The 21408-nt window shown below is 55.7% G+C and carries 22 protein-coding genes; all 22 read right to left on the bottom strand.

The window, feature by feature from the left end:
- Positions 1-20 precede the first annotated feature (20 nt).
- The gene (locus tag DFR26_RS09245) at positions 21-752 is read right to left on the bottom strand and encodes an RNA polymerase sigma factor FliA (RefSeq protein ID WP_116208686.1); all 732 of its coding nucleotides are present in this window, start codon (positions 750-752) and stop codon (positions 21-23) included.
- On the bottom strand, positions 752-1576 hold the full coding sequence (locus DFR26_RS09240) for a MinD/ParA family protein (protein WP_116208685.1): 825 nt from the start codon (positions 1574-1576) through the stop codon (positions 752-754). The genes DFR26_RS09245 and DFR26_RS09240 overlap by 1 nt, the downstream gene beginning before the upstream one ends.
- A gap of 57 nt (positions 1577-1633) precedes the next feature.
- A complete protein-coding gene (locus DFR26_RS09235) occupies positions 1634-3073 on the bottom strand; it encodes a flagellar biosynthesis protein FlhF (protein ID WP_116208684.1) in 1440 nt (479 codons plus the stop codon).
- A gap of 66 nt (positions 3074-3139) precedes the next feature.
- Entirely contained in the window at positions 3140-5245 is a 2106-nt protein-coding gene (flhA, locus tag DFR26_RS09230) for a flagellar biosynthesis protein FlhA (RefSeq protein ID WP_116208683.1), read from the bottom strand.
- Positions 5208-6365: a flagellar biosynthesis protein FlhB gene (gene flhB / locus DFR26_RS09225; protein ID WP_116208682.1), complete on the bottom strand. Its 1158-nt coding sequence runs from the start codon at positions 6363-6365 to the stop codon at positions 5208-5210. Before flhB ends, flhA begins: the two co-directional genes overlap by 38 nt.
- The gene (gene fliR / locus DFR26_RS09220) at positions 6355-7161 is read right to left on the bottom strand and encodes a flagellar biosynthetic protein FliR (protein WP_116208681.1); all 807 of its coding nucleotides are present in this window, start codon (positions 7159-7161) and stop codon (positions 6355-6357) included. Before fliR ends, flhB begins: the two co-directional genes overlap by 11 nt.
- Positions 7162-7165: 4 nt before the next feature.
- Positions 7166-7435: a flagellar biosynthesis protein FliQ gene (gene fliQ, locus DFR26_RS09215; protein ID WP_116208680.1), complete on the bottom strand. Its 270-nt coding sequence runs from the start codon at positions 7433-7435 to the stop codon at positions 7166-7168.
- Positions 7432-8169: a flagellar type III secretion system pore protein FliP gene (gene fliP, locus DFR26_RS09210; RefSeq protein WP_245953055.1), complete on the bottom strand. Its 738-nt coding sequence runs from the start codon at positions 8167-8169 to the stop codon at positions 7432-7434. Before fliP ends, fliQ begins: the two co-directional genes overlap by 4 nt.
- Positions 8166-8621, bottom strand: a complete 456-nt coding sequence (gene fliO, locus DFR26_RS09205) for a flagellar biosynthetic protein FliO (RefSeq protein WP_116208679.1) — start codon at positions 8619-8621, stop codon at positions 8166-8168. The genes fliP and fliO overlap by 4 nt, the downstream gene beginning before the upstream one ends.
- A 9-nt stretch (positions 8622-8630) precedes the next feature.
- The gene (gene fliN / locus DFR26_RS09200; RefSeq protein ID WP_116208678.1) at positions 8631-8987 is read right to left on the bottom strand and encodes a flagellar motor switch protein FliN; all 357 of its coding nucleotides are present in this window, start codon (positions 8985-8987) and stop codon (positions 8631-8633) included.
- A 24-nt stretch (positions 8988-9011) separates the two neighbouring features.
- Complete coding sequence (locus DFR26_RS09195) at positions 9012-9986, bottom strand: flagellar motor switch protein FliM (protein WP_181899036.1); 975 nt, start codon at positions 9984-9986, stop codon at positions 9012-9014.
- Between the two features lie 10 nt (positions 9987-9996).
- Complete coding sequence (locus DFR26_RS09190) at positions 9997-10473, bottom strand: flagellar basal body-associated FliL family protein (RefSeq protein ID WP_116208676.1); 477 nt, start codon at positions 10471-10473, stop codon at positions 9997-9999.
- 153 nt (positions 10474-10626) lie between these two features.
- Entirely contained in the window at positions 10627-11742 is a 1116-nt protein-coding gene (locus tag DFR26_RS09185) for a protein-glutamate methylesterase/protein-glutamine glutaminase (protein ID WP_116208675.1), read from the bottom strand.
- Positions 11743-11746: 4 nt separating this feature from the next.
- Positions 11747-12355, bottom strand: coding sequence for a chemoreceptor glutamine deamidase CheD (gene cheD, locus DFR26_RS09180; protein ID WP_116208674.1), 609 nt, complete (start codon positions 12353-12355; stop codon positions 11747-11749).
- Between the two features lie 6 nt (positions 12356-12361).
- Positions 12362-13228, bottom strand: coding sequence for a CheR family methyltransferase (locus DFR26_RS09175; RefSeq protein WP_245953054.1), 867 nt, complete (start codon positions 13226-13228; stop codon positions 12362-12364).
- A gap of 78 nt (positions 13229-13306) precedes the next feature.
- Positions 13307-16114: a methyl-accepting chemotaxis protein gene (locus DFR26_RS11290; protein ID WP_116208673.1), complete on the bottom strand. Its 2808-nt coding sequence runs from the start codon at positions 16112-16114 to the stop codon at positions 13307-13309.
- A gap of 18 nt (positions 16115-16132) precedes the next feature.
- Positions 16133-16642 (bottom strand): chemotaxis protein CheW, encoded by a 510-nt coding sequence (locus DFR26_RS09165; RefSeq protein WP_116208672.1) that lies wholly within the window; start codon positions 16640-16642, stop codon positions 16133-16135.
- A 10-nt stretch (positions 16643-16652) separates the two neighbouring features.
- Positions 16653-18422, bottom strand: a complete 1770-nt coding sequence (locus DFR26_RS09160) for a chemotaxis protein CheA (protein WP_245953053.1) — start codon at positions 18420-18422, stop codon at positions 16653-16655.
- 14 nt (positions 18423-18436) lie between these two features.
- Positions 18437-18904: a hypothetical protein gene (locus DFR26_RS09155; protein WP_116208670.1), complete on the bottom strand. Its 468-nt coding sequence runs from the start codon at positions 18902-18904 to the stop codon at positions 18437-18439.
- Between the two features lie 10 nt (positions 18905-18914).
- Positions 18915-19277: a response regulator gene (locus DFR26_RS09150; RefSeq protein ID WP_116208669.1), complete on the bottom strand. Its 363-nt coding sequence runs from the start codon at positions 19275-19277 to the stop codon at positions 18915-18917.
- A gap of 171 nt (positions 19278-19448) precedes the next feature.
- Entirely contained in the window at positions 19449-20153 is a 705-nt protein-coding gene (locus tag DFR26_RS09145) for a glutathione S-transferase family protein (RefSeq protein ID WP_116208668.1), read from the bottom strand.
- A gap of 51 nt (positions 20154-20204) precedes the next feature.
- On the bottom strand, positions 20205-21338 hold the full coding sequence (locus DFR26_RS09140) for a transporter family protein (protein WP_116208667.1): 1134 nt from the start codon (positions 21336-21338) through the stop codon (positions 20205-20207).
- Positions 21339-21408: the final 70 nt, after the last annotated feature.

Here is a 21408-nt window from a genome sequence, read left to right as displayed (position 1 = left end):
CGTCCTCTTCTGCAGCGCGCTTACGCGGCAACCTCAGTCCATTCGCCTAAGCGACTGCGCAGACGAAGTACCGCCTGGCTGTGAATTTGACTGACTCGAGACTCACTCACCTCCAGCACTTCGCCAATCTCTTTCAAATTTAAACCGCGCTCGTAATACAGCGCTAAAACCATTTTTTCGCGTTCCGGCAAGCCCGCGATTTGCGTCGCTAAGGCATCGGTAAAGCCGGCCTCAAGCAGCGCACCTAATGGCTTGTCGTGCATATCATCGGACTCGGGCGCATCGAAACCGTCTTCGCTGAGCTGATCGAGACTAAACACCCGCAAGCTGCCGGCGTCGCGCAATAAATCGTGGTATTCGTCGAGACTAACGCCCATCTCCTGAGCTACCTCAGCACCGCTGGCTTCTCGCCCTTTGCGATGCTCGACACGCCGCACCGCCTGGCTCATGTCGCGCACACGCTTGGTCAGCGTGCGCGGCGCCCAGCCCTCGCGGCGAACTTGATCGAGCATGGCGCCACGAATACGAATGCCGGCAAAGGTCTCGAAACTCGCGCCTTTATCGTGCTGAAAATGGCTCGCGGCTTCGAGCAGGCCCATCATGCCGGCTTGAATCAGGTCATCGACCTCAATGCTCGCGGGCAGACGACCGGCCAAATGGCAGGCAATTTTTTTCACCAGACCAGCGTGACGCATCACTAACTCGTCACGACTGCCCATGGCCACCGCTTGGTAGGCAACATGTGCGTTCATTAGGCGACTCCCGCTAGATTTGGCACCCCAAGTAGGCGCTCAACAAAAAACTCAATATGGCCACGCGCTTGGCTCGGCGGCGCCCACTGGTTCACCGCAGTGGCTAGGCGCTTAAAGGCGGCGGTGGCATCGGTGGCTGGGTAGAGCTCACTGACGGCACGCTGACGGCTCACGGCTTTCTTCAAAAACTCATCGCGCGGAATGGCACCGGCGTAGCGTAAATTGACATCCAAAAAACGCTGCGCGACTTCATTGAGGCGGTTAAAGACCGCACGGCCAGCACGATCGCCGCTGACCATATTGCTGAGAATGTTGAAATGGCTAATGCCGGCGTCACGCTTCAGCACTTTGATCAGGCCATAGGCATCGGCCAGCGAGGTGGGTTCTTCGGTGAGCACCACCAAAACATGGTTGCTGGCACGGCTAAAGGTCACCACAGAGTCTGATACGCCGGCGGCGGTATCGACGATCATCACGTCAAATTCGTCACCTAGCTCGGCAAATCCCTGCACGATGCGCGCATGTTCGCTGGGCTGCATTTCCGCCATCCGCTTGATGCCGGAAGCCGCTGGCACAATGCGAATGCCACAGGGGCCTTCCATTAAGATGTCGCGTAGATGAGCGCGCCCAGCGACCACGTCGGCCAAGGTTTGCGCGGGGCGCAGGCCCAATAAAATATCGATGTTTGCGAGGCCTAAGTCGGCATCCATGAGTAAAACGCGGCGGCCTAGTTTGGCGAGCTGGCAGGCCAAATTCACGGAAACATTGGATTTGCCCACACCGCCCTTGCCACTGGTGACTGCAATAACGTTTACCGGTTTCATAGCGCTTCCTTTTTGTCGTGTGCTGTGTCGGCATGCAAACGCTGCCGAATCAATTATTTAGGCGGTTAGGGCCGTGTTGGCATTGGCCGCTGGCGTTGGATTCATGCACTCGTCGGCTTGAACCAGGGTTTGTGCAATCAGCACGTCTATGTCTTTCTTTGCAGCATCTATGCCATCGGTCATGCGCGGGCTTTGATTAATTGCAGCAACCGGCAGGCCATAGTCGCCAAGCAACGACAACGTGGGAGCCAGGGCAAAGCTCATGTCGACACGCGTCAATGCCACGGCGCTAATGGGTAGGCCCGCACAACGGCTCATTAAGGCGCGCAGGCTGCGTGGGTCGGCGTCGGTCGGTAGCGCTAACATCACGTCGGCATCGGGTGCGCAGGCCAACTGCATGGCCAACGCTTTTAATGAGCCTTCGTTGCGCGCTTGCAGGCCGGCAGTATCGACAATCACCAGCCGTTCCTGGCTTAAGCGCGCCAAGGTTTCGCGCAGCTCATCGGGCGTGAAAGCGCTGTGCACGGGCACGTCGAGTACGCGACCCGCCGCGCGCAGCTGCTCTTGGGCACCGAGGCGATTGCCGTCGGTGGTGATTAAAGCGAGGCCGCCATGGCCGGCGCGACGGATATCTGACATCACCAGTTTATTGACGAGTGTGGTTTTTCCGGCACCGGCTGGGCCAACAATAAACACCACGCCTTGGCTTGGTAGAGCCGAAGTTTTGACGCCTTGCGCCAATGATTTGGCTAACGCTTCAGGCACAGATAGGCCCGCATTTACGGCGTCGTGCACGGCAGGCTTGCTGAGTAGCCAATGGCTGTCGAGGCCTAGTGCATCGCTCCATTGCAGCAGGTTATCGGGCAGTTGACCGACGCTGCTCACGCTGCTTTGGCGCAAATGGTTTTCTAGCCAATGGCGAATCGATCCGAGCTCTTGCTTGAGCGCCAATATGTCGGCTTGGGACTGCTGAGCTGGCGCAGCCGCTGTGGCGACAGCAGGCGCAGCGGCAGGCTTAGCAGCCGCTACTGAGCGGCCAATGGCCAAAGCACTGGCGGCCTGTAAGCTTTTTTCTAGGGATTGCTGATTGTCGGTATTGACCGCGCGCAGTGGCGTTTTTGTGGGCTTCTCAGCCGCGCGGGTATTGCGCATCAAAATATTGGCGCTATGGCCAACACTGGAGATCGACGCTGTAACGCCGCCGTCGCGGGCCGGCGTATCATCGCTCAGACCTAAATGACGTAAGTTGGATTGCCGGCGCTGCACTTGCTCAGGGGGAGTCACTGCCGAGGCCATGGCTTGCACGCGAGCGGCCTCGCTATCAACGGGTTGGCCCTTAGCATTGACCATGGCGCTTAAGTCGTCGCCGGTGGCAATAAACTCGACGCCATCAGCCACTTCGTAGCATGCCAAAATACTGGCGTCATCGCCCAAGGCTTCGCGAATCATACGCATGCCAACATGGCTGTTTGCGGCTTTGAACTTACGAATCTTCATCTTCTGCCCCTTACTCAATCACGGTGCGCCGCCTGTTTAGGCGCTCTGATAGGGTTAATGCAAAACTTAGGCCAACCCTACGCGACCGTTATTCCCCATGGTCGACACCAGGCGCACTTCCTTGCTATCAGGCACTTCGTTGTACGACAGCACATTGAGTCCCGGCACGCTGCGGCGAATAAACCGCGACAGCCACGAACGAATCGCCGGTGACACCAGCAGCACGGCAGGCCGGCCACTGAGCTCTTGCGTTTGAGTGAAGTCAGACAGGCCGTTTTGCAGTTTTTCCGCCAAGCTCGGCTCAATTCCGCCACCGCCACCTTTCAGCGAGTTCAATAGCAATTGCTCAAGGTCGGCATCGAGTGCCATGACAGGTAGCTCGGTCTCTAAACCATTGATTTCTTGCACAATCATGCGACCTAAGGCCATGCGCACGCCTTCGAGTAGCTCATCGGGGTTTTTCGTGCGCGGCGCTTGTTCTGCCAACGACTCGGCAATTAAACGCAAGCTGCGAATAGACACGCCCTCTTTCAGCAGGTTTTGTAGCACGCGCACCACCACACTCAGCGGCAGCTGCTTCGGCACCAAGCTCTCCACCAGTTTCGAATCGCTTTTCGCCAGTCCATCGAGCAGTTGCTGCACCTCCTCGTGGCCAAGCAGCTCATGCGCGTGTTGCTTGATGACTTGGCTTAAATGCGTGGCCATTACCGTGCCGTTGTCGACCACGGTATAGCCAAGGGTTTGCGCTTGATCGCGCTGCAACGGGTCAATCCACACCGCCTCCATGCCAAATGCCGGGTCGCGCGTGGCCGTGCCACGAATCTGGCCATGGACTTGACCGGAATTGATGGCCAACTCGCTGCCCATGACGATCTCGCCCTGCGCCACGGTGTCGCCAAGCAAGGTGATGCGATAAGCGCCAGGCGCTAAATCGAGGTTGTCGCGGATATGTACCGACTGCACCAAAAAGCCCAGTTCTTTCGAGAGCTTTTTACGCACGCCGGTAATGCGGCCAATGAGTTCGCCGCCCTGCGCGCGATCGACCAAGGGAATCAGGCGGTAGCCCACTTCCAGACCGATGACATCGGTATTGGTGACATCATCCCATTGCAGCTCGGTGGGTTCTGCCGCTTTCGCATCGCCAGGCAGTCCACCAGTACGCGACATAGCATCACTGCCATCGAGCACCTCCGGCTCTAGGGCTTTTTGCTGCATCAGCCAAGCGCCGCCGCCACACGCCGCCGCCATTAATAAAAACACTAGGTTAGGCATGCCCGGGATGACACCCATAACGCCCAATACCGCCGCCGCCAAATACAACACACGGGGGCTGGCCAGCACTTGCTTGACCACCTGCGTGCTCATGTCTTGGCTGCTGGAGATGCGCGTGACGATGACCGCAACGCCAATCGACAACAGCAGCGCTGGAATTTGCGCCACCAGACCATCACCAATGGCGAGCAGCACGTAATTATTCGCGGCCTGCGCAAACGACAGATCGTGCTGCAGCATGCCAATCGCCAAACCACCGAAGATGTTAATAAACAAAATCAAGATGCCGGCAATGGCATCCCCGCGCACAAACTTGCTGGCACCGTCCATGGAGCCATAGAAATCGGCCTCCGTGCGCACGTCCTCGCGGCGTTGGCGAGCTTGATCTTGCGTCAACACGCCGGCGTTTAAATCGGCATCGATGGCCATTTGTTTGCCGGGCAAAGAGTCCAAGGTAAAGCGCGCGGTCACTTCCGAGACTCGGCCAGCACCTTTGGTCACCACCATAAAATTGATGATCACCAAGATCGCAAAGACCACGATGCCGACCGCAAAATCGCCGCCAATGACAAAGGCGCCAAATGACTCAATGACATGGCCCGCGGCACCGGGACCGTTGTGGCCATCCATCAGCACTACCCGTGTCGATGCCACGTTGAGGCCCAAGCGCAGCAGCGTGGCGAGCAGCAAAATAGATGGAAATGAGTTGAAGTCCATGGGCCGCTTTACATAGACCACGGCAAAAATAATGATCAGCGACAAGGCGATATTGAAGGTGAAAAACAGATCCAACAAAATCGGCGGAATAGGAATCACCAGCATGGCCAGCAGCGCCATGATCAGTAATAAAATGCCTAAGCCGTTACGCGTGAGGGTCTGAAATATCTCGCTGGGGTTCATCATTAAATCCTGTCAAATAGCTATCGTCGACTACGGGACTGGGTGCGTCGGGGTAGTCGCCGCCGAGGTCTTCCCACTGCCGAAGCTGGTAGACGTACGTCAGTATCTGAGCTACTGCAAGATAGAGGCCAGAAGGGATTTCTTGATCTAAATCAGTGCTAGCAAAGAGTGCTCGCGCCAAGCGTGGCGAGGCCACCAGCGGCACTTTATTGGCTTTACCAAGGGCGCGAATGCGCGCAGCGACTTCATCGGCACCCTTAGCGACAACAATTGGCGCACCGCCGCCAGACTCGCGATAGCGCAGCGCCACGGCAAAATGCGTGGGGTTGGTGATGATGACATCGGCCTTCGGCACTTCCTGCATCATGCGTTGACGTGCCGCCGCCTGCTGCAACTCACGGATTTTCGCTTTTACCTCAGGCTTGCCATTGGCCTCTTTATGCTCGTCCAGAACCTCCTGACGAGACATCTTTAACTGTTTGTTAAAGCTAAAGATTTGCCATGGCACATCGATCAAGGCGATGACAATGAGCGGTAAGCTGACAATCAAGAAAAACCACAGCAACATGCCACCACTTTGGCGCATAGCCTGCTCAGCATTGTGGCGGCTGAGTTCCAAAATTGACGGCGTCATATAGCTCAGCAAGCCGTAAGCGGCCGCACCAATAAATACGACTTTTAACAATGACTTGCCTAATTCCACGAGGCTTTTGGCGGAAAATACTTTGCCAATACCGGTGATCGGATTAAGCGTCTCGAGCTTCAGATTGAGCTTAAACGTCCAGCCGCCAAGGGCCACCGAAGACACCAAGGCGGCGGCAAAGCACATCGCCATCAATGGCCACATCAGCAACAGGCCATCGACTAATAAACTGTAGAAAAAGCCTGGCAATTGCGCGGGGTCTTGGCTGGCTAATACCGCCGGCGACAATGACACCGTCAATAAATTGGCGAAGTCGCGGCCCATCTGCGGCCCCCAGGCAAATAGCGTTACAGCGGCCACCAAGGTGACCAATGCCGTTGAGAGTTCACGCGAGCGCGGCACTTGGCCTTTTTTGCGGGCATCTTCTAATTTTTTCGGGGTCGCCTCTTCGGTCTTTTCGGCGCTGTCATCGGACATCCGAGGCCTCCATGAGCACGCCGCCTTGGCTCAGTGCCGATGACAACAAATCCTCTAGCGCCGGCGTCAACGTCGGCAACACCTGCGCAATGACCACAAAGCCGACCATCATGGTGATCGGAAAGCCCACCGCAAATAGGTTCATCGAGGGCGATGAACGACTGATCACGCCCATGCCGACCTGCACGACCAGAAGCGCAATCACGGCTGGCAGCGCAATGCGCATGGCTGCCGCAAACATCGCGCTGATGCTTTTCAGCAGCACTTGCACCGCATCAGGGGTCAGCGATAGCGTGCCGGGCGGCCACGCGATAAAGCTTTTCATCAGCAGCTCTAAAAAGGCTAAATGGCCATTGAGTGCCATAAACAGCAGCAAGGTGATGAGCATCAGAAACTGACCCAACACCGGCACGGGTGTGCCTTGTTGCTGGTCAATCAAGGTCGCAAAGCCCAAGCCCATGCCGGTGGCGATGATTGAGCCGGCAAACATCACCGCCTCAAACGCCAGCTGCACCAAAAAGCCTAAGCAAATACCAATGAGTAGCTCGTTGGCGGCCATCAATAAGCCGTTTAGGCTCAGTGGGTTGAAATCGGTCAATGGCGCCGTGCCATTGGCTAACACCATGGGTGCCATCATGGCGCTGATGGTCACCGCCAGCAAAATGCGAAATGGCCCCGGCACGCCTTTGCCGCTAAATAATGGCGCCGATAAAATCGCGCCACTGATGCGGCAAAAGGGCAGCCAAAACGCCGCCAGCCAGCTCAACAGTTGCGCGTCATTGACGGCAAAGTTCATCGCCCTAACCCACCAAATTCGGAATCATTTGGATCAATTCGCGGGTGTAATCAACGAGCATGCGCAGCATCCACGGCCCGGTCAGACCGAGCACCACAATCAGCACAATAAGCTTCGGAATAAAGCTCAGCGTCATGTCTTGAATTTGTGTGGCGGCCTGAAACATACCGATGATTAAACCGGCCGCCAGCGCCGCCAATAGCAAGGGTGCGGCCAGCAATACGGTGACGGTCACGGCTTGGCGACCGATCTCAATAACGGTATCGGGTGTCATGTTGCCCCCATGTGAAAGCTCGCCGCCAATGAGCCCATGATCAGGCTCCAGCCATCGACCAAGACAAACAGCATGATTTTAAAAGGCAGCGAAATCATCATCGGCGACAGCATCATCATGCCCATGGACATCAGCACGCTGGCCACCACCAGATCGATCACCACAAACGGAATAAACAGCAGGAAGCCAATTTGAAAGGCAGTTTTTAACTCGCTGGTGAGAAACGAGGCCATGAGAATCGGAAATGGCACGTCATCGGCGCTGTCCATGGCTTTCACGCCAGCAATCTCAGCAAACATGGCGATGTCGGCTTCGCGGGTTTGCTTGAGCATAAAGCCGCGAATCGGACCAAAGCCTTTTTCCACCGCCGGCGCAAACGCCAGCTCATCGTTCATGTACGGCACCACGGCGTCGGTGTAAGTCTGCTGCAACACCGGACTCATGATAAACAGCGTCAAAAACAGCGCGGCACTGAGCAGCACTTGGTTCGATGGCGTCTGACCAGTGCCCAAGGCTTGGCGCAAAATCCCCAAGACAATAATGATCCGCGTAAATGCTGTCATGCCGAGCAAAATCGCCGGCAGCAGCGTGAGCGCGGTCATCATGGCGAGCAGCTGCAAAGACACCGAGTATTCGCCCGAGCCGGCGGTACTCACACCAGGAATGCCAGTCGGTGCAGCCAGACTCAACGCCGGCAAGGCCGACAGCGCCACTATGGCGAGCCAGCGCATCATGACGAGGCTCCAGGGCGACGCACACCTTGCGCGGCCAAGACACCACGCAGCTGCGACATAAAATCAGGTGCTGATGGCGCTGATACCGTGGGCTCTGCCGCCGCTGGGGTGTCACCACGCCAGCTATGCAGTGGCCGAATGCTGCCGGGTGTGCAGCCCACTAAGACGTTTTCATCGCCCACGCGCAGCAGGATCACGCGCTCTTTTAAGCCCAATGATAATTGCGCGGTGACCTGCAAAGCGCCCTCGCGCGGCGCTTGAATGCGCTGAAAGCGACGAATCATCCACGCCGCCGCCAACAGCAACGCCACCACCACCACCAAGCCTAAAAATACCGAGATCACATTCGCGCCAGACAGCGGATCTTTCGGGGTCGCCGCGGCATGCGCCGTGCTGGCACACAATCCAGCACTAACCATAAGCGGTGTGAGTAGGCGATGGCGGAGAGTCATAACATGTCCTTAATGCAGGCGGCGTACGCGTTCTTCGGGACTCACCACTTCGGTGAGCATGATGCCAAACTTATCTTTGACAACGACTATCTCTCCACGAGCAACAAGCGTGCCATTAACCAACACATCGAGTGGTTCGCCGGCCATTCGGTCGAGCTCGATGATCGCGCCCTGGCTGAGCTTGAGCAGATCGCTAATGCTCATACGCGCCCGACCCACTTCAATCGAGACCGTGACATTGACGTCTAAAATCATGTCTAGATTGACGTTCGGCGCACTCGCCGAGGCCGCCGCGGGCTGGCTTTGCAGCTCGCCAAAGGCGGCAGCTTGGACTTCATCATTGTCGGGAATTTCGTGTTCACTCATGACATCTCTCCACACTCAAAGGTATTAATTACGGCGGTTAAGTGCCGGATATATATGACGTATTTTGGCTGACAGCTGGCCGTGATGGGTGCCAAAGGTGGCGCTCATCAGGGCGTGACCCTCAAGCTGTAGACACACATTGGCGGGGTTATCGATCGGTAAAATATCGCCAACTTGTAAATTGCAGACGCGCTTGAGGCTGACTTTGCTGTCGCCGAGTTTCGCCACCAGCGTCAGTTCGCTGTCTTCGAGGCCGGCCATCAGGCGTGACCGCCATTGCGCGTCGTGCTCTTGACGCGTGGTGCGTACCACGCCGCCGAGGCTGTCACGAATTGGGTCAATCGCCGCCCACGGCACCACTGACCAGAGCTCGGCCTCTTGCTGGCCGACTTGCACGGTAAAGCGAGTGACCATCAGGGTGTCGGTTTGTTGGAGCTCATCGACAAAACGGAAGTCGTGGTAATGCTCATCAATGCGCGGCGTTATGTTGACGGCGGTGTGCCAGGCGGCGGTGATATCGGGCAATAAGCTCGTGGTCAGGCGCTCCATAAAGCGCGCCTCAGAGGGCGAAAAATCTTGCGCGCGCACATGCTGTGAGCGCCCACGTCCACCATAGAAATGATCGACAAGCGAAAACACTAGCTCCGCCTCAAAGGCCAAGTAAATCGGCGCGCCCAAGGTGTCAGATTTGATGCTGACGATGTAGGCCGGGGCCGCCATGCTGCGCATCACCTCGGCAAATTTCATCACCGCAATACGATCGGTGCGGACACTCTCAACACTCGGCACCCATTGACGAATGCGCTGTTTAATACCCTCAGCCAAGCTCGATTGCACCTGCGACAGCGCCGGAATAAGCCGCGACACGGCATACTCTTGACTGGCAAAGTCATACTTTTCGCCGCCACCGCTGAGGGTGTCGCTGTCGTCTTTGACCAAGCCCTCCGCGCCCTCGCCAATCAGCGCATCAAGCTCTTCTTGCTCGAGAATATCGCCCATGATGCGCTCCTTATTGCACCACGAACTTGGTGAAATACACGGCCTCAACGCCGCCACGACCGGTATTTTCGCTGAGCACGGCATTGATGCTGGCAACCAATTCGGCCTGCAATGCCTCGCGAGCTTCAGGAGTGCTAATGGCCTCACGGGTTTTCGCGCTCAACAACATCAAGATGTCGTTGCGAATATGCGGCATGACTTTGCTTAAGCGATCACCCGTGCTGGTGTCGCGATACATCAGATTGATTTCTACTTGCAGAAAGCGCGTGGCAAAACCGTCTTCAATATTGACGGTAAAGGCCGGTTCCATGGGGAAATACACGGGATCAGCGACCACCGGAGCCGGTGGCGCCACGGGGGCGGCGCTTGCCGGCGCGCCCTCTGGGGCATGACCGCCGCCGAGGCTGCCGGTGACAAATAATGTGCCACCAATGGCTGCTGCCAACAGCACCACAACGCCCACCCCAATCATCAACATTTTTTTCATCTGCAACGTCCTATCGTTATCGAGCCGCAATGGCCTGGATAACTAGGGATTTGCAAATGCTGTGCCAGTCGTTAGATATTCTTTAAATACAATAAAAATCAGCTAGTTATGAAAACAGCGCAGGCATGTCAAAAAAATGACAGGCGCGAGTCGTCAGGCTTTTGACCCCACCGCGGCCATCACATCGGCCATCGACGATAAGCGCGCCAAAACGCGCTGCGCCAAGACATCCGGTGAGCCTTGCTCATCGACTGCGCCCAGCTCAAACGCTGCTCGCGGCATGCCATAGACCACGCAGCTGGCCTCATCCTGACCAAAGCAATACGCGCCTTTGGCTTTCATCGCGGCCATGCCTTTGGCACCATCACGGCCCATTCCGGTCAGCAACACGGCGGTGGCGAGCTTGCCGAGCACCTCGGCGGCGCTATCAAACAGCACATCGACCGCCGGACGATGACGATTAACCTCCGGCCCCTCCGATAACACCACTTTGTAGGTGCCGCCGGTAACGCGCTCTAGCAACATATGGGCATTACCCGGCGCAATATAGACGCAGCCGGGTCGAATCACCTCGCCAGCCACCGCCTCTTTCACGTGTACCTTGCACTCATTGTTTAAACGCGTGGCAAAGCGCTGCGTAAAGCCCTCGGGCATGTGCTGAACAATCAATACCGGCGGCGAATTAGCGGGCAGCTGATGCACAAACTGCTTGATGGCTTCGGTGCCGCCGGTGGAGGCACCCAAACAAACAATATGATTGAGCGGGAATTTTTGTGTCCCTGTGTTGGCATGCTGCGCTTTAACAATACTCGGCTGTACACGCTTGAAATGATGATTGGCCTCTGAGGCGATGCGAATTTTATTGGTGATTTCCGCAGCCATGCTTTGCAAATCTGCGCGGCCTTTGAGCTGGCGCTTACTAATAAAGTCCATCGCGCCTAAGTCGAGTGCATGCAGCGCCAACTCAGAATCAGCATCACCGGCACTGGAAATCATCAACACGGGTAATGGGTTTAAACGCATCAGACGCTCTAAAAAACTGATGCCATCCATACCCGGCATTTCAATATCTAGCGTCACCACATCGGGCTGCAACTCGCGGATGAGTTTGCGCGCGGTATCGGTCTCGGGCGCAGTCGCAATCACGCGCATATCGGGTTGTCGATTGATGATCTCTGACAGTAAAAGGCGCATCGCCGATGAGTCGTCCACCACCACCACACGAATGGGCTGTAAAGAAACCGATGACGCTACAGAAGGAGAGGTCATTGTCTTATCCTAGTTTTAGGTTTGCCCGATAAGCCATCTCAATACGAGCGACCTTGGGGTTATAGTCAGTTTTCAACTTGCGCATTTTCACGCGGCCACTGTCTGGAAAAAAATACAACTTGCGCGGGTAGACATCCCCTAAATTACAGGCCGTGATAGGAATACCTTTCTCCTCAAGGTACTCCACCACAAAGGCGGCATTGTCTTCACCAATATCACTGGCACTGAAGCCGCGCAGCACGCGGCCACCGCCGAACACTTTCGCCTCAAGCGAGTGCTTGAGTGCACCCTGTGCCAATACGCGCTCTATCAATGTATCCATGGCGAAATGGCCATAACGCATGCAGTCGATCTCGTCGCCATGCTCATCGGCACTGGCGGCCAACATAAAATGATTCATGCCACCAATACGTGTGACGGGGTCCCAAATCACCGCAGAAACACAGGAACCCAGCACGGTAGCAATCACCACCTCACCGCTGGCAACGAAAAACTCACCTGGCATGATTTTAATGACCTCCCGTTTGAATTGATGGTCATAAAATTTAGACGTTGCTAGGTAGGCCTCACCAACTGAAGCGTCATAGCGCGGCCGACGCCGCGGTGTTGACATCAGTCATCATCCTGCACGCTTGAGGGAGGACTGCAGCTCATAAACGGTCTTGCCACGCAGGCGAAACAGGTCATTTAAGTGCAGCAATGACTCCGAGTGCCCAACAAATAGCTGCGACTGGTTGTGCATATACGGAATAAACTTTTCCAGCACTCGTCGCTGAGTATCTTTATCAAAATAAATCAACACATTGCGGCAAAACAGCGCATCGAACTGGCCGTTGATTGGCCATTGATTATCGAGCAAATTCAGCGGCAAAAAAGTCACCAGTTCACGCACTTCTGGGCGCACACGGACTAGGCCTTCGTTGCTGCCTTTGCCACGCGCAAAATAGCGTAAGTATTTCGGGTCTAACTTCTCAATACGATCGTTGCGATAGACACCGGCATCGGCTTTCACCAGCACACTGGTGTCGATGTCGGTAGCAATAATTTCCACCGGCGGATTTTTGCCAAATACTTGTAAGGCCGTCATCGCCAACGAATACGGCTCCTCGCCTGTAGACGCGGCACTGCACCAAATGCGAAATGGCCGCGAGCAATCGGGGCGCTGACGCATAAACGCATCTAAAATCGGAAAATGGTATTCCTCTCGAAAAAAGGCCGTGAGGTTGGTGGTCAGGCTATTTACAAAGGCTTCCCACTCACTCGGGCTTGTCTCAATCAGCGTGAGGTATTCGCGAAAGGTTTGGATACCGGTGGCGCGCAAACGACGAATAATCCGCGAATACACCATGTCTTGCTTAGTATCAGCCAGCTTGATGCCGGCATGATCGTAAATCAGTTTTTGAACTTGACGGAAATCGCCTTGATTAAACGAAAACCCGGCTTCTTTGCCATCGACAGTAACAATCCGTTCGTTATTGGCTTTCACGACTCGCCTCTCCTTGTTACACCGGCCGGCCCTATTGCCAGCCGGTGCACACCTAACGACCTGTTAGGAGGGTGTTACTTAGAACTCTTCCCACTCATCATCGAGCTGGGCGGCGGCAGAGCCACCCACGGCTTTCGGTTTGGCCGGTGCTTTGTAAGCAGCGGCTTTCATGACTGGCCGCACGGGCAGACGCTCGACTTTGCGTGAGCCACCACGTTCGCGACCATCAATGCGGAACACACCCACGGCCTCGGTGAGGTTGCCGGATTGATCTTCCAGCGATTGCGCAGCAGCCGCAGCCTCTTCCACCAACGCGGCGTTTTGCTGCGTGGTCTCATCCATCGAGGTGATGGCGCTGTTGAGCTGCATAATGCCGGTGCGCTGCTCTTCCGATGCCGAGGAGATATCGTTCATGATCGACGCCACTTGCTGCGTAGAGCTGACGATTTCCTGCATGGTTTGACCGGCGGTTTCCACCAGCTTGTAGCCGTTGGAAACTTTCGCTACCGACTCAGAAATCAACTCTTTAATTTCTTTTGCCGCCGAGGCGCTGCGTTGTGCCAAGTTCCGCACTTCGCCCGCCACCACCGCAAAGCCACGACCTTGCTCACCGGCGCGCGCGGCTTCCACCGCGGCGTTGAGCGCCAAGATATTGGTTTGAAAAGCGATGCCATCGATGACGTTGATGATCTCGGCGATTTTGCTCGATGACTCGGCAATCGCGCCCATGGTCACTACCACTTCGCTGACCACACGGCCACCGCGATCGGCAACTTCCGAGGATGTGCGCGCTAACTGGCTCGCCGTCGTGGCGTTATCGGCGTTATTGCGCACGGTGTTGGTTAGCTCTTCGGTGCTCGATGCCGTCTCTTCCAGGCTAGCGGCTTGCGACTCGGTACGACGCGACAAGTCGGCGTTACCAGCGGCAATCTCTTTCGCTGCACCGTTGATGGCGTCGGTCGCTTCAGAAATCGTGGTGATGATTTCTTTCAGCTGCGCCACGGTGGCGTTAGCGTCAGTTTTCATCTGCGCAAAGGTGCCGCGGTATTCACGATCAATGGTCTGCGTGAGGTCGCCTTTAGCGAGCGAGTTCAGCACGCGCACCACATCTTCCAAGCTCTGACCAGTGGCCTCAACAAGATCGTTGAGGTTATTAGCCAGTGCCAAGAAGAAGCCAGACTTATCTTTTGTTTCAATGCGCTGACTGAAGTCGCCGCTAGAGGCTGCCTCGACCATAAACGAGACCTGCTCTTCAGAGCGCACCTCCAAAGTACGGTCATTCCACTGACAAACACGCCCTAAGTATGTATTGGCCTTGTCGACTACCGGGCGTGTACTTAGGCGAATATTGCGGCCCGCCAGGATACCGTCAGCGGCTTTCGCTTGATCGAGTTTGCCAAACGTAATGCGCTTGAGCTCAGGGTCATCTAATGACTCGGTAATGGGCTTATTGAGCAGTGCATCGACTGCTGAGCCACTGCCGTAAATACCTTCAAAGAGCTGGCGTGCGGCCTGGTTCAAATAAATCAGGTTATTTTGCTCGTTCGACACAGTCACGGGCATGCTCACGCTGGCCAAGGCAAAGCCCATGCGCTCGGCTTCATCAGCCACACGGCGCGTGTCAGCCATGTCGAAACGCAGCTTCACGAACATCGACTTGAAGGCATCGGTCATATCACCGATCTCATCGCGACGATCACTTTCAACGGCTAAGGACAAGTTGCCGTTAGTAATTTCGACCATCTGCTTACGCACACGCTCCACCGGCTGCACAATAACTTTGTAAGTGCGGAACAGCATGTAGGCAATCAAGATAGCGCCGAGCAAAATCAGTATCGAAATACCGCTTTTGTGCGCCGTGTGCAGTGACATCGCGTCAATATAGCTTTGCTTGGCGGCTTCATTTTTAATATCGAAGACTTGATTAAGTGTTGAGCCAATGGGGTCGATACTGCGATAGAGCGCCCCATCGAAAGCATTTAAGCGACCAGGCGCGGCGCCATTCAAAACGCTCAAAGCCGACTGTAGCCTGACAATATCAGCATCTGCCTTTTTCATTTGAGCGCCAGCTTTTTCGAGCAAGTCTTGAGCAGCGGGTGAGTGATCTAATCCATTCAATGCTGTCCAGTTTTTATCAATGCGCTTGATAGCCGCATCAATACCGGCATTAGCCGCCTCAGCTGTCATAATCCCAGCATTGGTTTTATTGACTGCATCGATAATATCCACCGCATAGTCCGCTTCAATAGCGGTAATGAGGCGATTACCTTCCATGCGTTGCTCAACAACCTCGCGCAGGTCGTTTTCACCATCGGCAATGCCGCTCCAGCCTAAAAAGCCGACCATTAACCAGAGCACCAAGGTTGCTGTGAAAACCAAGCTCATCCGTTTTTTAATCGTCATATCATCCAACCGTTGTAGTAGGCCTTTTAAACCGCCAAGCATGATTCGACCATCGCTGAGGGTCGCTTTAGTTTCTTTATTGCGCATTTGCCGATACAGCGTCTCAGCGCTCTCGACCAGCTTACGATCGGGGCGTGTGCGCACCGACATATAGCCGGTGATGGTGCCGTTGCTCCACATCGGCGTGGCATTCGCCGTTACCCAATAGTGGTCGCCGTTTTTGCAGCGGTTTTTCACCAAACCCGACCACGATTTGCCAGACTTTAGCGTCGTCCAGAAGTCACGGAAGGCCTCGGGCGGCATGTCGGGATGGCGCAGAATATTGTGTGGCTGATTGCGCAGTTCAGCCTCGGTATAACCGCTCATTTCAATAAATGTGCGGTTCATGTAGGTGATATTGCCCTGCATATCGGCTTGCGACAGGATGAACTCACCCTCTCCCAAAAACCGCTCAGTGCCTGTCACCGGTAAGTTATTTCGCATGATCTTTCTCCTAATAACTCAAGCTGCGTCGGCACTGGCCGTCGTGGGGGTGTTGATCAGCGCCATCTCTGGACTACTCATCAAGGCTTCAATGTCCATGAGAATCACCATGCGCTCATTGAGCGTGGCAAGCCCACGGATAAACTGTGCGTCGAGATCGACACTGCTCAGGCTCGGCGCCTCACGAATCTCTTCGGTTTCGAGCTGAATCACATCCGACACGCTATCGACCACCACACCCACCACGCGGGTGTTGAGGTTCAAAATAATCACCACGGTAAACGCCGTGTAATCGGCATTCCCGAGGTCAAACTTCATGCGCAAATCAATAATCGGCACAATGATGCCGCGCAGATTGATCACGCCTTTAATGAACTTCGGCGCATTGACGATGTGCGTGACGCGCTCATAGCAGCGAATCTCCTGCACCTTCAAAATATCAATGCCGTATTCCTCAGCGCCGAGGGCAAAGGTCAAAAACTCCTGACCCGTACTCGACTTGGTGTTGTCGCGTTGCAAAATATCCATCGTTTATCCCCTAGACAGCCTGCGCCATCGTTACTGCCGCCATACCATGCCGACGACCAAGGCGTACGGCTTCCGATACATCCAAAATCATCGAAACACTGCCATCGCCCATGATGGTTGCCGCCGAGATGCCAGGCACCTTGCGGTAGTTCGACTCCAAACTCTTAATGACCACCTGACGCTGGCCTTGCAGCTCATCGACAAACAGCGCCGCGCGACCACTGTCGGTGTCGACAATGATCAAAATGCCTTTTTCTGGTTCGGCATTTTTCGGCTCAATATTGAACACCTCATGCAGCGCCACGAGCGGCAAATACTCACCGCGCACCAGCACTAAGCGGCCTTTGCTGCCATCGTGACCGACCAGCCCTTTGAGGTCTTTCGCTATGGGCCGCAGCGATTCAATAATCGCCGTCAGCGGCACAATGTAGTTGTGCTCGCCAATGCCCACGGCCATGCCATCCATAATCGCCAGCGTTAGCGGCAAGCGAATGGTGATGGTCGTGCCCTGCCCCTGCACCGACTGCAAATCGACACGGCCACCGAGGTTTTCGATATTTCGCCGCACCACATCCATGCCCACGCCACGGCCCGAGACATCGGTCACGGTATCGGCGGTGGAAAAACCGGGCGCGAAAATCAGATTCCAAATTTCCTGATCGCCGGGGTTATCGCTCAACGGCAAATTGCGCTCGCGGGCTTTCGCCAAAATGCGATCGCGATCAAAGCCTTTGCCATCATCTTGAATTTGGATGATGACGCTGCCGCCCTGGTGATACGCCGACAGTGTCAACACGCCCTTAGCTGGCTTGCCAGCCGCCGTGCGCTCATCGGGCAGCTCAATGCCGTGATCGACGCTGTTGCGGATTAAATGCGTGAGTGGGTCAGTAATTTTTTCAATGACGCCGCGATCGAGCTCGGTAGATTCACCAAAGGTGCGCAGCTCAATTTGCTTATCGAGCTTGCCGGCCAAGTCGCGCACCAACCGTGGGAAGCGGTTAAACACCGCACTCACTGGCAACATGCGAATGCTCATCACGGTTTCTTGCAGCTCACGGGTATTGCGTTCGAGCTGTTGCAAGCGCTCCAGCAAGCGCTCGGCTTCGGCACTGCCATCATTGAGCGGGCTTTGCTCGGTGAGCGCCAACATAGACTGCGTAATGACCAGCTCGCCAACCAAGTTGATGAGCTGATCGACCTTTTCCACGCTAACGCGAATCGAAGAGGACTCGGCGACTTTCGCCACCGCCTTTGGTTTGTCTGGCGTCTCTGGCGGCGCTGCCACAGCTTTGTCAACGGCTGCCGGCTCTGGCACTGCTTGATCTGGCGCATCGACGACGGCATCACTTGCCGCTTCAACAGACGTCTCATCCGCCTCAGTTGGCGCTGCCACAGCCGGCTCTGACACCACAGCTAAGGCCCGCACGCGCGCGCAGAGATCATCGATCACTGCTTGCTCGACCGCTTCCCCGCCTTGGTGTGCAGCCAACTGCAGCAGCAACACGTCGCGCGCCTCCAGCGTGATATCGACCATTTCTTCGGTCAATTGCAACTCGCCTTTGCGCGCTTTATCGAGCAATGTTTCTAAGTCGTGGGTGACCGCGGCCATGTCGGGGAAGCCAAACGTCGAGGCACTGCCTTTGATCGAATGCGCCGCGCGGAAAATTGCATTCATTGCTTCCGGGTCGGGCTGCTCACGATCAAACCCAACCAGCAATGTTTCTAGACTGGCCAGGTGCTCAGACGCCTCTTCGAAGAAGATGGCGTGAAATTCACTCATGTCCATGTCTATTGTCATACCGCCCCCAGTAACCCTAAACCCAAGAAGCCTGTGCCGTAGCCATCAATGCTCACGTCAAAGCCCACCTCACCACCGGCTGGCCGTTGGGCCATGCGCTCGGGAAGGTCCTCGGGAGGAAAAACAGTCGTGGTTAATGTCACGCGCACGCCATCGGTATCGGCAAATAAGCGCGACAAGACATTAAGTACTTCAGCGAAAATTTCTTGCAGACCTTCATCTAAGGTGCCGGCTTTGATGGACTCTTGCGCCATAGGGGCAGGAATCAAGGCAAAGGCCGCCGCCGAGTTGGCAGCAAAGGCAACATCACTTTCGCAGACCGCAATGTCGGTCGCTTCGGTGGAACGATAGAAGCCTAAAATCGGTAAGCGATCTGGAACAGTGGCCGGCGTTACTTTGACTTTGCGGCGTAAAAACGTCGTCAAGGTCATTGCAACGGCATCAGCATTTGGCAGCGACTGCATGCGACTCTCCTTAGCCTAGGTACTTATCTAGGGCACGCTCAAAGTCATCGGGCGTAAACGGCTTACCAATGAGAAAAGCCGCGCCAGAGCCTTCTGCCAAGGTACGCATGTCGTGACTGACTTCGGTGGTCACAAAGCCAAAGGTGGTGTCGATGCCTTCTGAGCGGATTTTTTGCAGCACTTCGATGCCGGTCATGCCAGGCATGTTCCAGTCGGAGATAATCAGCTCAGGATCTTCTTTATGAATGGCGTCGTAGGCTTGGGTGCCGTCGGCGGCCTCAACGATTTCATGACCCTTAAAGCCGGCCTGACGCAGCATGTGGTTGATAACCAAACGCATGGCTTTGCTGTCGTCGGCGATTAGTAATTTCATAGCGCGGTACCTGTTTAGCTCGATAGGTTGATCGTGCAACCTTTGTCGGCCGGTATCTGTCGCGCTTTAGTGATTAGGCGGGGGAGTTCTTAGGAGATTTGCTGCCGAATGTTACTGGCGTGTTGCAACGCCAGTAACTTCGTAAAAATTATCGGACTCAGCGGTCATATCTTAGCGTTGCACCATGGTTTGCGCGCCCTTCACGAAGTTGGCTTTCGCCTCCGCCGCTTCGTCATCATCGAGTGATGGCATGGGGTGCGGAATAGTCACGCCTTTCAGGCAGGCCTCGCGGGTTTTGATGGCATCGAGCCAGCGCCGCAGGTGCGGCAGCTCATTGACCGAGACACCCGACCATTTGTAGGTCCGCACCCAGCACCAGTTGGCAATATCGGCAATGGAAAAGGCGTCACCGGCGAGCCATTCGCTCTCGCCCAAACGCCGGTCGAGCACTTCAAACAAGCGCCGCGATTCATTTTGGTAACGCATGATGGCGGTGGGAATTTTTTCCGGCATGTAGCGGAAAAACACATTGGCCTGTCCCATCATCGGGCCAATGCCGCCCATCTGGAACATCAGCCACTGCAGACACGCCATGCGCCCACGCACATCAGTCGGCATCAGCTGGCCAGTTTTCTCGGCCAGATACACCAAAATAGCGCCCGACTCAAAGATGGTGATCGGCGCGCCGCCATCGGTCGGCGCGTGATCGATGATGGCGGGAATGCGGCCATTGGGGTTGATGGCCAGATACTCCGGCGCCTTCTGCGCCTGACTCATCAGATCAATGGCGCGCACCTCGTAGGCCAGCCCCAGCGCCTCGAGTGCCACGGAGACTTTCCAGCCATTCGGTGTCGATGCGGTAAATAACTCAATCATACGTTGCCCCTTTGTCGTGAGGGGCAACATAGCAAGATTTAGCCGCGCGCGTCAGTAGGCAACTTGTGCGCCCACGGTCAGCGTCCAGTCTTGTTCAAGCTGCGTGCCGTTGAGGTTGCGATACACCGGCGTCAGCACCTCCAGGGCCACACGCTTGCCTTTCAGGCCAGGACTGGTACCCATGAGGTTAACCCCAAAGCCAATATCAACCTGCTCGCCGCCGTAGTTATCGGGGTTGGCGGTCTGAATCGGCGCGCGAATAGCGGCATCCATACCGTGAATGCGATCGCGATGCGTTCCTTTCACCCGCAATGACGTGCTGATCCACGGCGCAACGGCATAGGCTCCCCAGCCGGTAATGCTGTGCTGCGCCCCCAAGACATAGCCTTGATCATTGCGCTTCTCTAAAGGCAAACGACCCAAATACTGCGCGCCCCAACCCCAGCGTTGATGCTGACTGGTGTAGGTCAGGCCGGGCAGGAAGTCATAAGTGCCAGAAGCAATTTGCATGGCATAGGGCACGCGCAGACGCGGCATAGCACCCGTAGGCGCTAGCACCGTGTCTTCATTTTTAATGGTCCCGGTCGGCAGACTCACGCCAATATGCGCATGCACTTGGCTAGCACCGTGCGTGTAGAGTCCTACCAAGGCGCTCAGGCTGATATCGCCTAAGCCATTACTTTCGGTGCTGAACTCGCCAAGCACCTTGGTGCCATTAGGCCCCGTGGGAGAAGGTCCCATGTACGTGATGTGATCCATGCTGTTTTGCAAATACGGCACCATAGCCATCAGCGTGACGCGATCGCTGAGACCGTACATGGCACCGAGCATGTGCATGTCCATAGTCATTTTTTTCGGCACCACGCGCACAGTGGCCGGGCTGCCATTGGGATTGGCCACCGTGGTGACAATCTCATCGTTACTAATCGAATCGGTGCCTTGGCGGTTGCCTTCCATATTCATGCGCATAAATCGGTACGACCACATGAACTCGCCCTTTCCGTGGCGATGATCGCCCATCACGCCAATTGGCGCATGGCTGAGCACCCCGCCGTGGCTCGCATGTGCTGTGTTTTCCGAGGCACCATGGTGTGTACCGGCGGCAAAAACTGGCAGACTCAGGCTGGCAAGCGCAAGCGCGCACAGGGTTCGGGGAAATAAAGGTGCTGGGGCTAAAGTCGTCATGGCAAATCCGTTGTTATTTTGACGCTACCCTACTCACCCCGCTTGCAGCTGACAACGCAGATGGCCAGCA

Source organism: Paraperlucidibaca baekdonensis (assembly GCF_003387535.1).
Taxonomy (GTDB): domain Bacteria; phylum Pseudomonadota; class Gammaproteobacteria; order Pseudomonadales; family Moraxellaceae; genus Perlucidibaca; species Perlucidibaca baekdonensis.
The sequence above is the reverse complement of the archived record's forward strand: the minus strand, read 5'-3'. Positions and strand labels throughout refer to the sequence as shown.

What these genes read in the sequence shown, in the direction of transcription:
- DFR26_RS09165 (WP_116208672.1), bottom strand. Translation starts at nt 16,642, where the DNA reads ATGGATATTTTGCAACGCGACAACACCAAGTCGAGTACGGGTCAGGAG.
- DFR26_RS09235 (WP_116208684.1), bottom strand. Translation starts at nt 3,073, where the DNA reads ATGAAGATTCGTAAGTTCAAAGCCGCAAACAGCCATGTTGGCATGCGT.
- fliQ (WP_116208680.1), bottom strand. Translation starts at nt 7,435, where the DNA reads ATGACACCCGATACCGTTATTGAGATCGGTCGCCAAGCCGTGACCGTC.
- DFR26_RS09140 (WP_116208667.1), bottom strand. Translation starts at nt 21,338, where the DNA reads ATGACGACTTTAGCCCCAGCACCTTTATTTCCCCGAACCCTGTGCGCG.
- DFR26_RS09150 (WP_116208669.1), bottom strand. Translation starts at nt 19,277, where the DNA reads ATGAAATTACTAATCGCCGACGACAGCAAAGCCATGCGTTTGGTTATC.
- DFR26_RS09160 (WP_245953053.1), bottom strand. Translation starts at nt 18,422, where the DNA reads ATGAGTGAATTTCACGCCATCTTCTTCGAAGAGGCGTCTGAGCACCTG.
- fliR (WP_116208681.1), bottom strand. Translation starts at nt 7,161, where the DNA reads ATGAACTTTGCCGTCAATGACGCGCAACTGTTGAGCTGGCTGGCGGCG.
- DFR26_RS09190 (WP_116208676.1), bottom strand. Translation starts at nt 10,473, where the DNA reads ATGAAAAAAATGTTGATGATTGGGGTGGGCGTTGTGGTGCTGTTGGCA.
- DFR26_RS09195 (WP_181899036.1), bottom strand. Translation starts at nt 9,986, where the DNA reads ATGGGCGATATTCTCGAGCAAGAAGAGCTTGATGCGCTGATTGGCGAG.
- DFR26_RS09155 (WP_116208670.1), bottom strand. Translation starts at nt 18,904, where the DNA reads ATGCAGTCGCTGCCAAATGCTGATGCCGTTGCAATGACCTTGACGACG.
- cheD (WP_116208674.1), bottom strand. Translation starts at nt 12,355, where the DNA reads ATGTCAACACCGCGGCGTCGGCCGCGCTATGACGCTTCAGTTGGTGAG.
- DFR26_RS11290 (WP_116208673.1), bottom strand. Translation starts at nt 16,114, where the DNA reads ATGCGAAATAACTTACCGGTGACAGGCACTGAGCGGTTTTTGGGAGAG.
- fliO (WP_116208679.1), bottom strand. Translation starts at nt 8,621, where the DNA reads ATGACTCTCCGCCATCGCCTACTCACACCGCTTATGGTTAGTGCTGGA.
- fliN (WP_116208678.1), bottom strand. Translation starts at nt 8,987, where the DNA reads ATGAGTGAACACGAAATTCCCGACAATGATGAAGTCCAAGCTGCCGCC.
- fliP (WP_245953055.1), bottom strand. Translation starts at nt 8,169, where the DNA reads ATGATGCGCTGGCTCGCCATAGTGGCGCTGTCGGCCTTGCCGGCGTTG.
- DFR26_RS09240 (WP_116208685.1), bottom strand. Translation starts at nt 1,576, where the DNA reads ATGAAACCGGTAAACGTTATTGCAGTCACCAGTGGCAAGGGCGGTGTG.
- DFR26_RS09245 (WP_116208686.1), bottom strand. Translation starts at nt 752, where the DNA reads ATGAACGCACATGTTGCCTACCAAGCGGTGGCCATGGGCAGTCGTGAC.
- flhA (WP_116208683.1), bottom strand. Translation starts at nt 5,245, where the DNA reads ATGAACCCCAGCGAGATATTTCAGACCCTCACGCGTAACGGCTTAGGC.
- flhB (WP_116208682.1), bottom strand. Translation starts at nt 6,365, where the DNA reads ATGTCCGATGACAGCGCCGAAAAGACCGAAGAGGCGACCCCGAAAAAA.
- DFR26_RS09185 (WP_116208675.1), bottom strand. Translation starts at nt 11,742, where the DNA reads ATGACCTCTCCTTCTGTAGCGTCATCGGTTTCTTTACAGCCCATTCGT.
- DFR26_RS09145 (WP_116208668.1), bottom strand. Translation starts at nt 20,153, where the DNA reads ATGATTGAGTTATTTACCGCATCGACACCGAATGGCTGGAAAGTCTCC.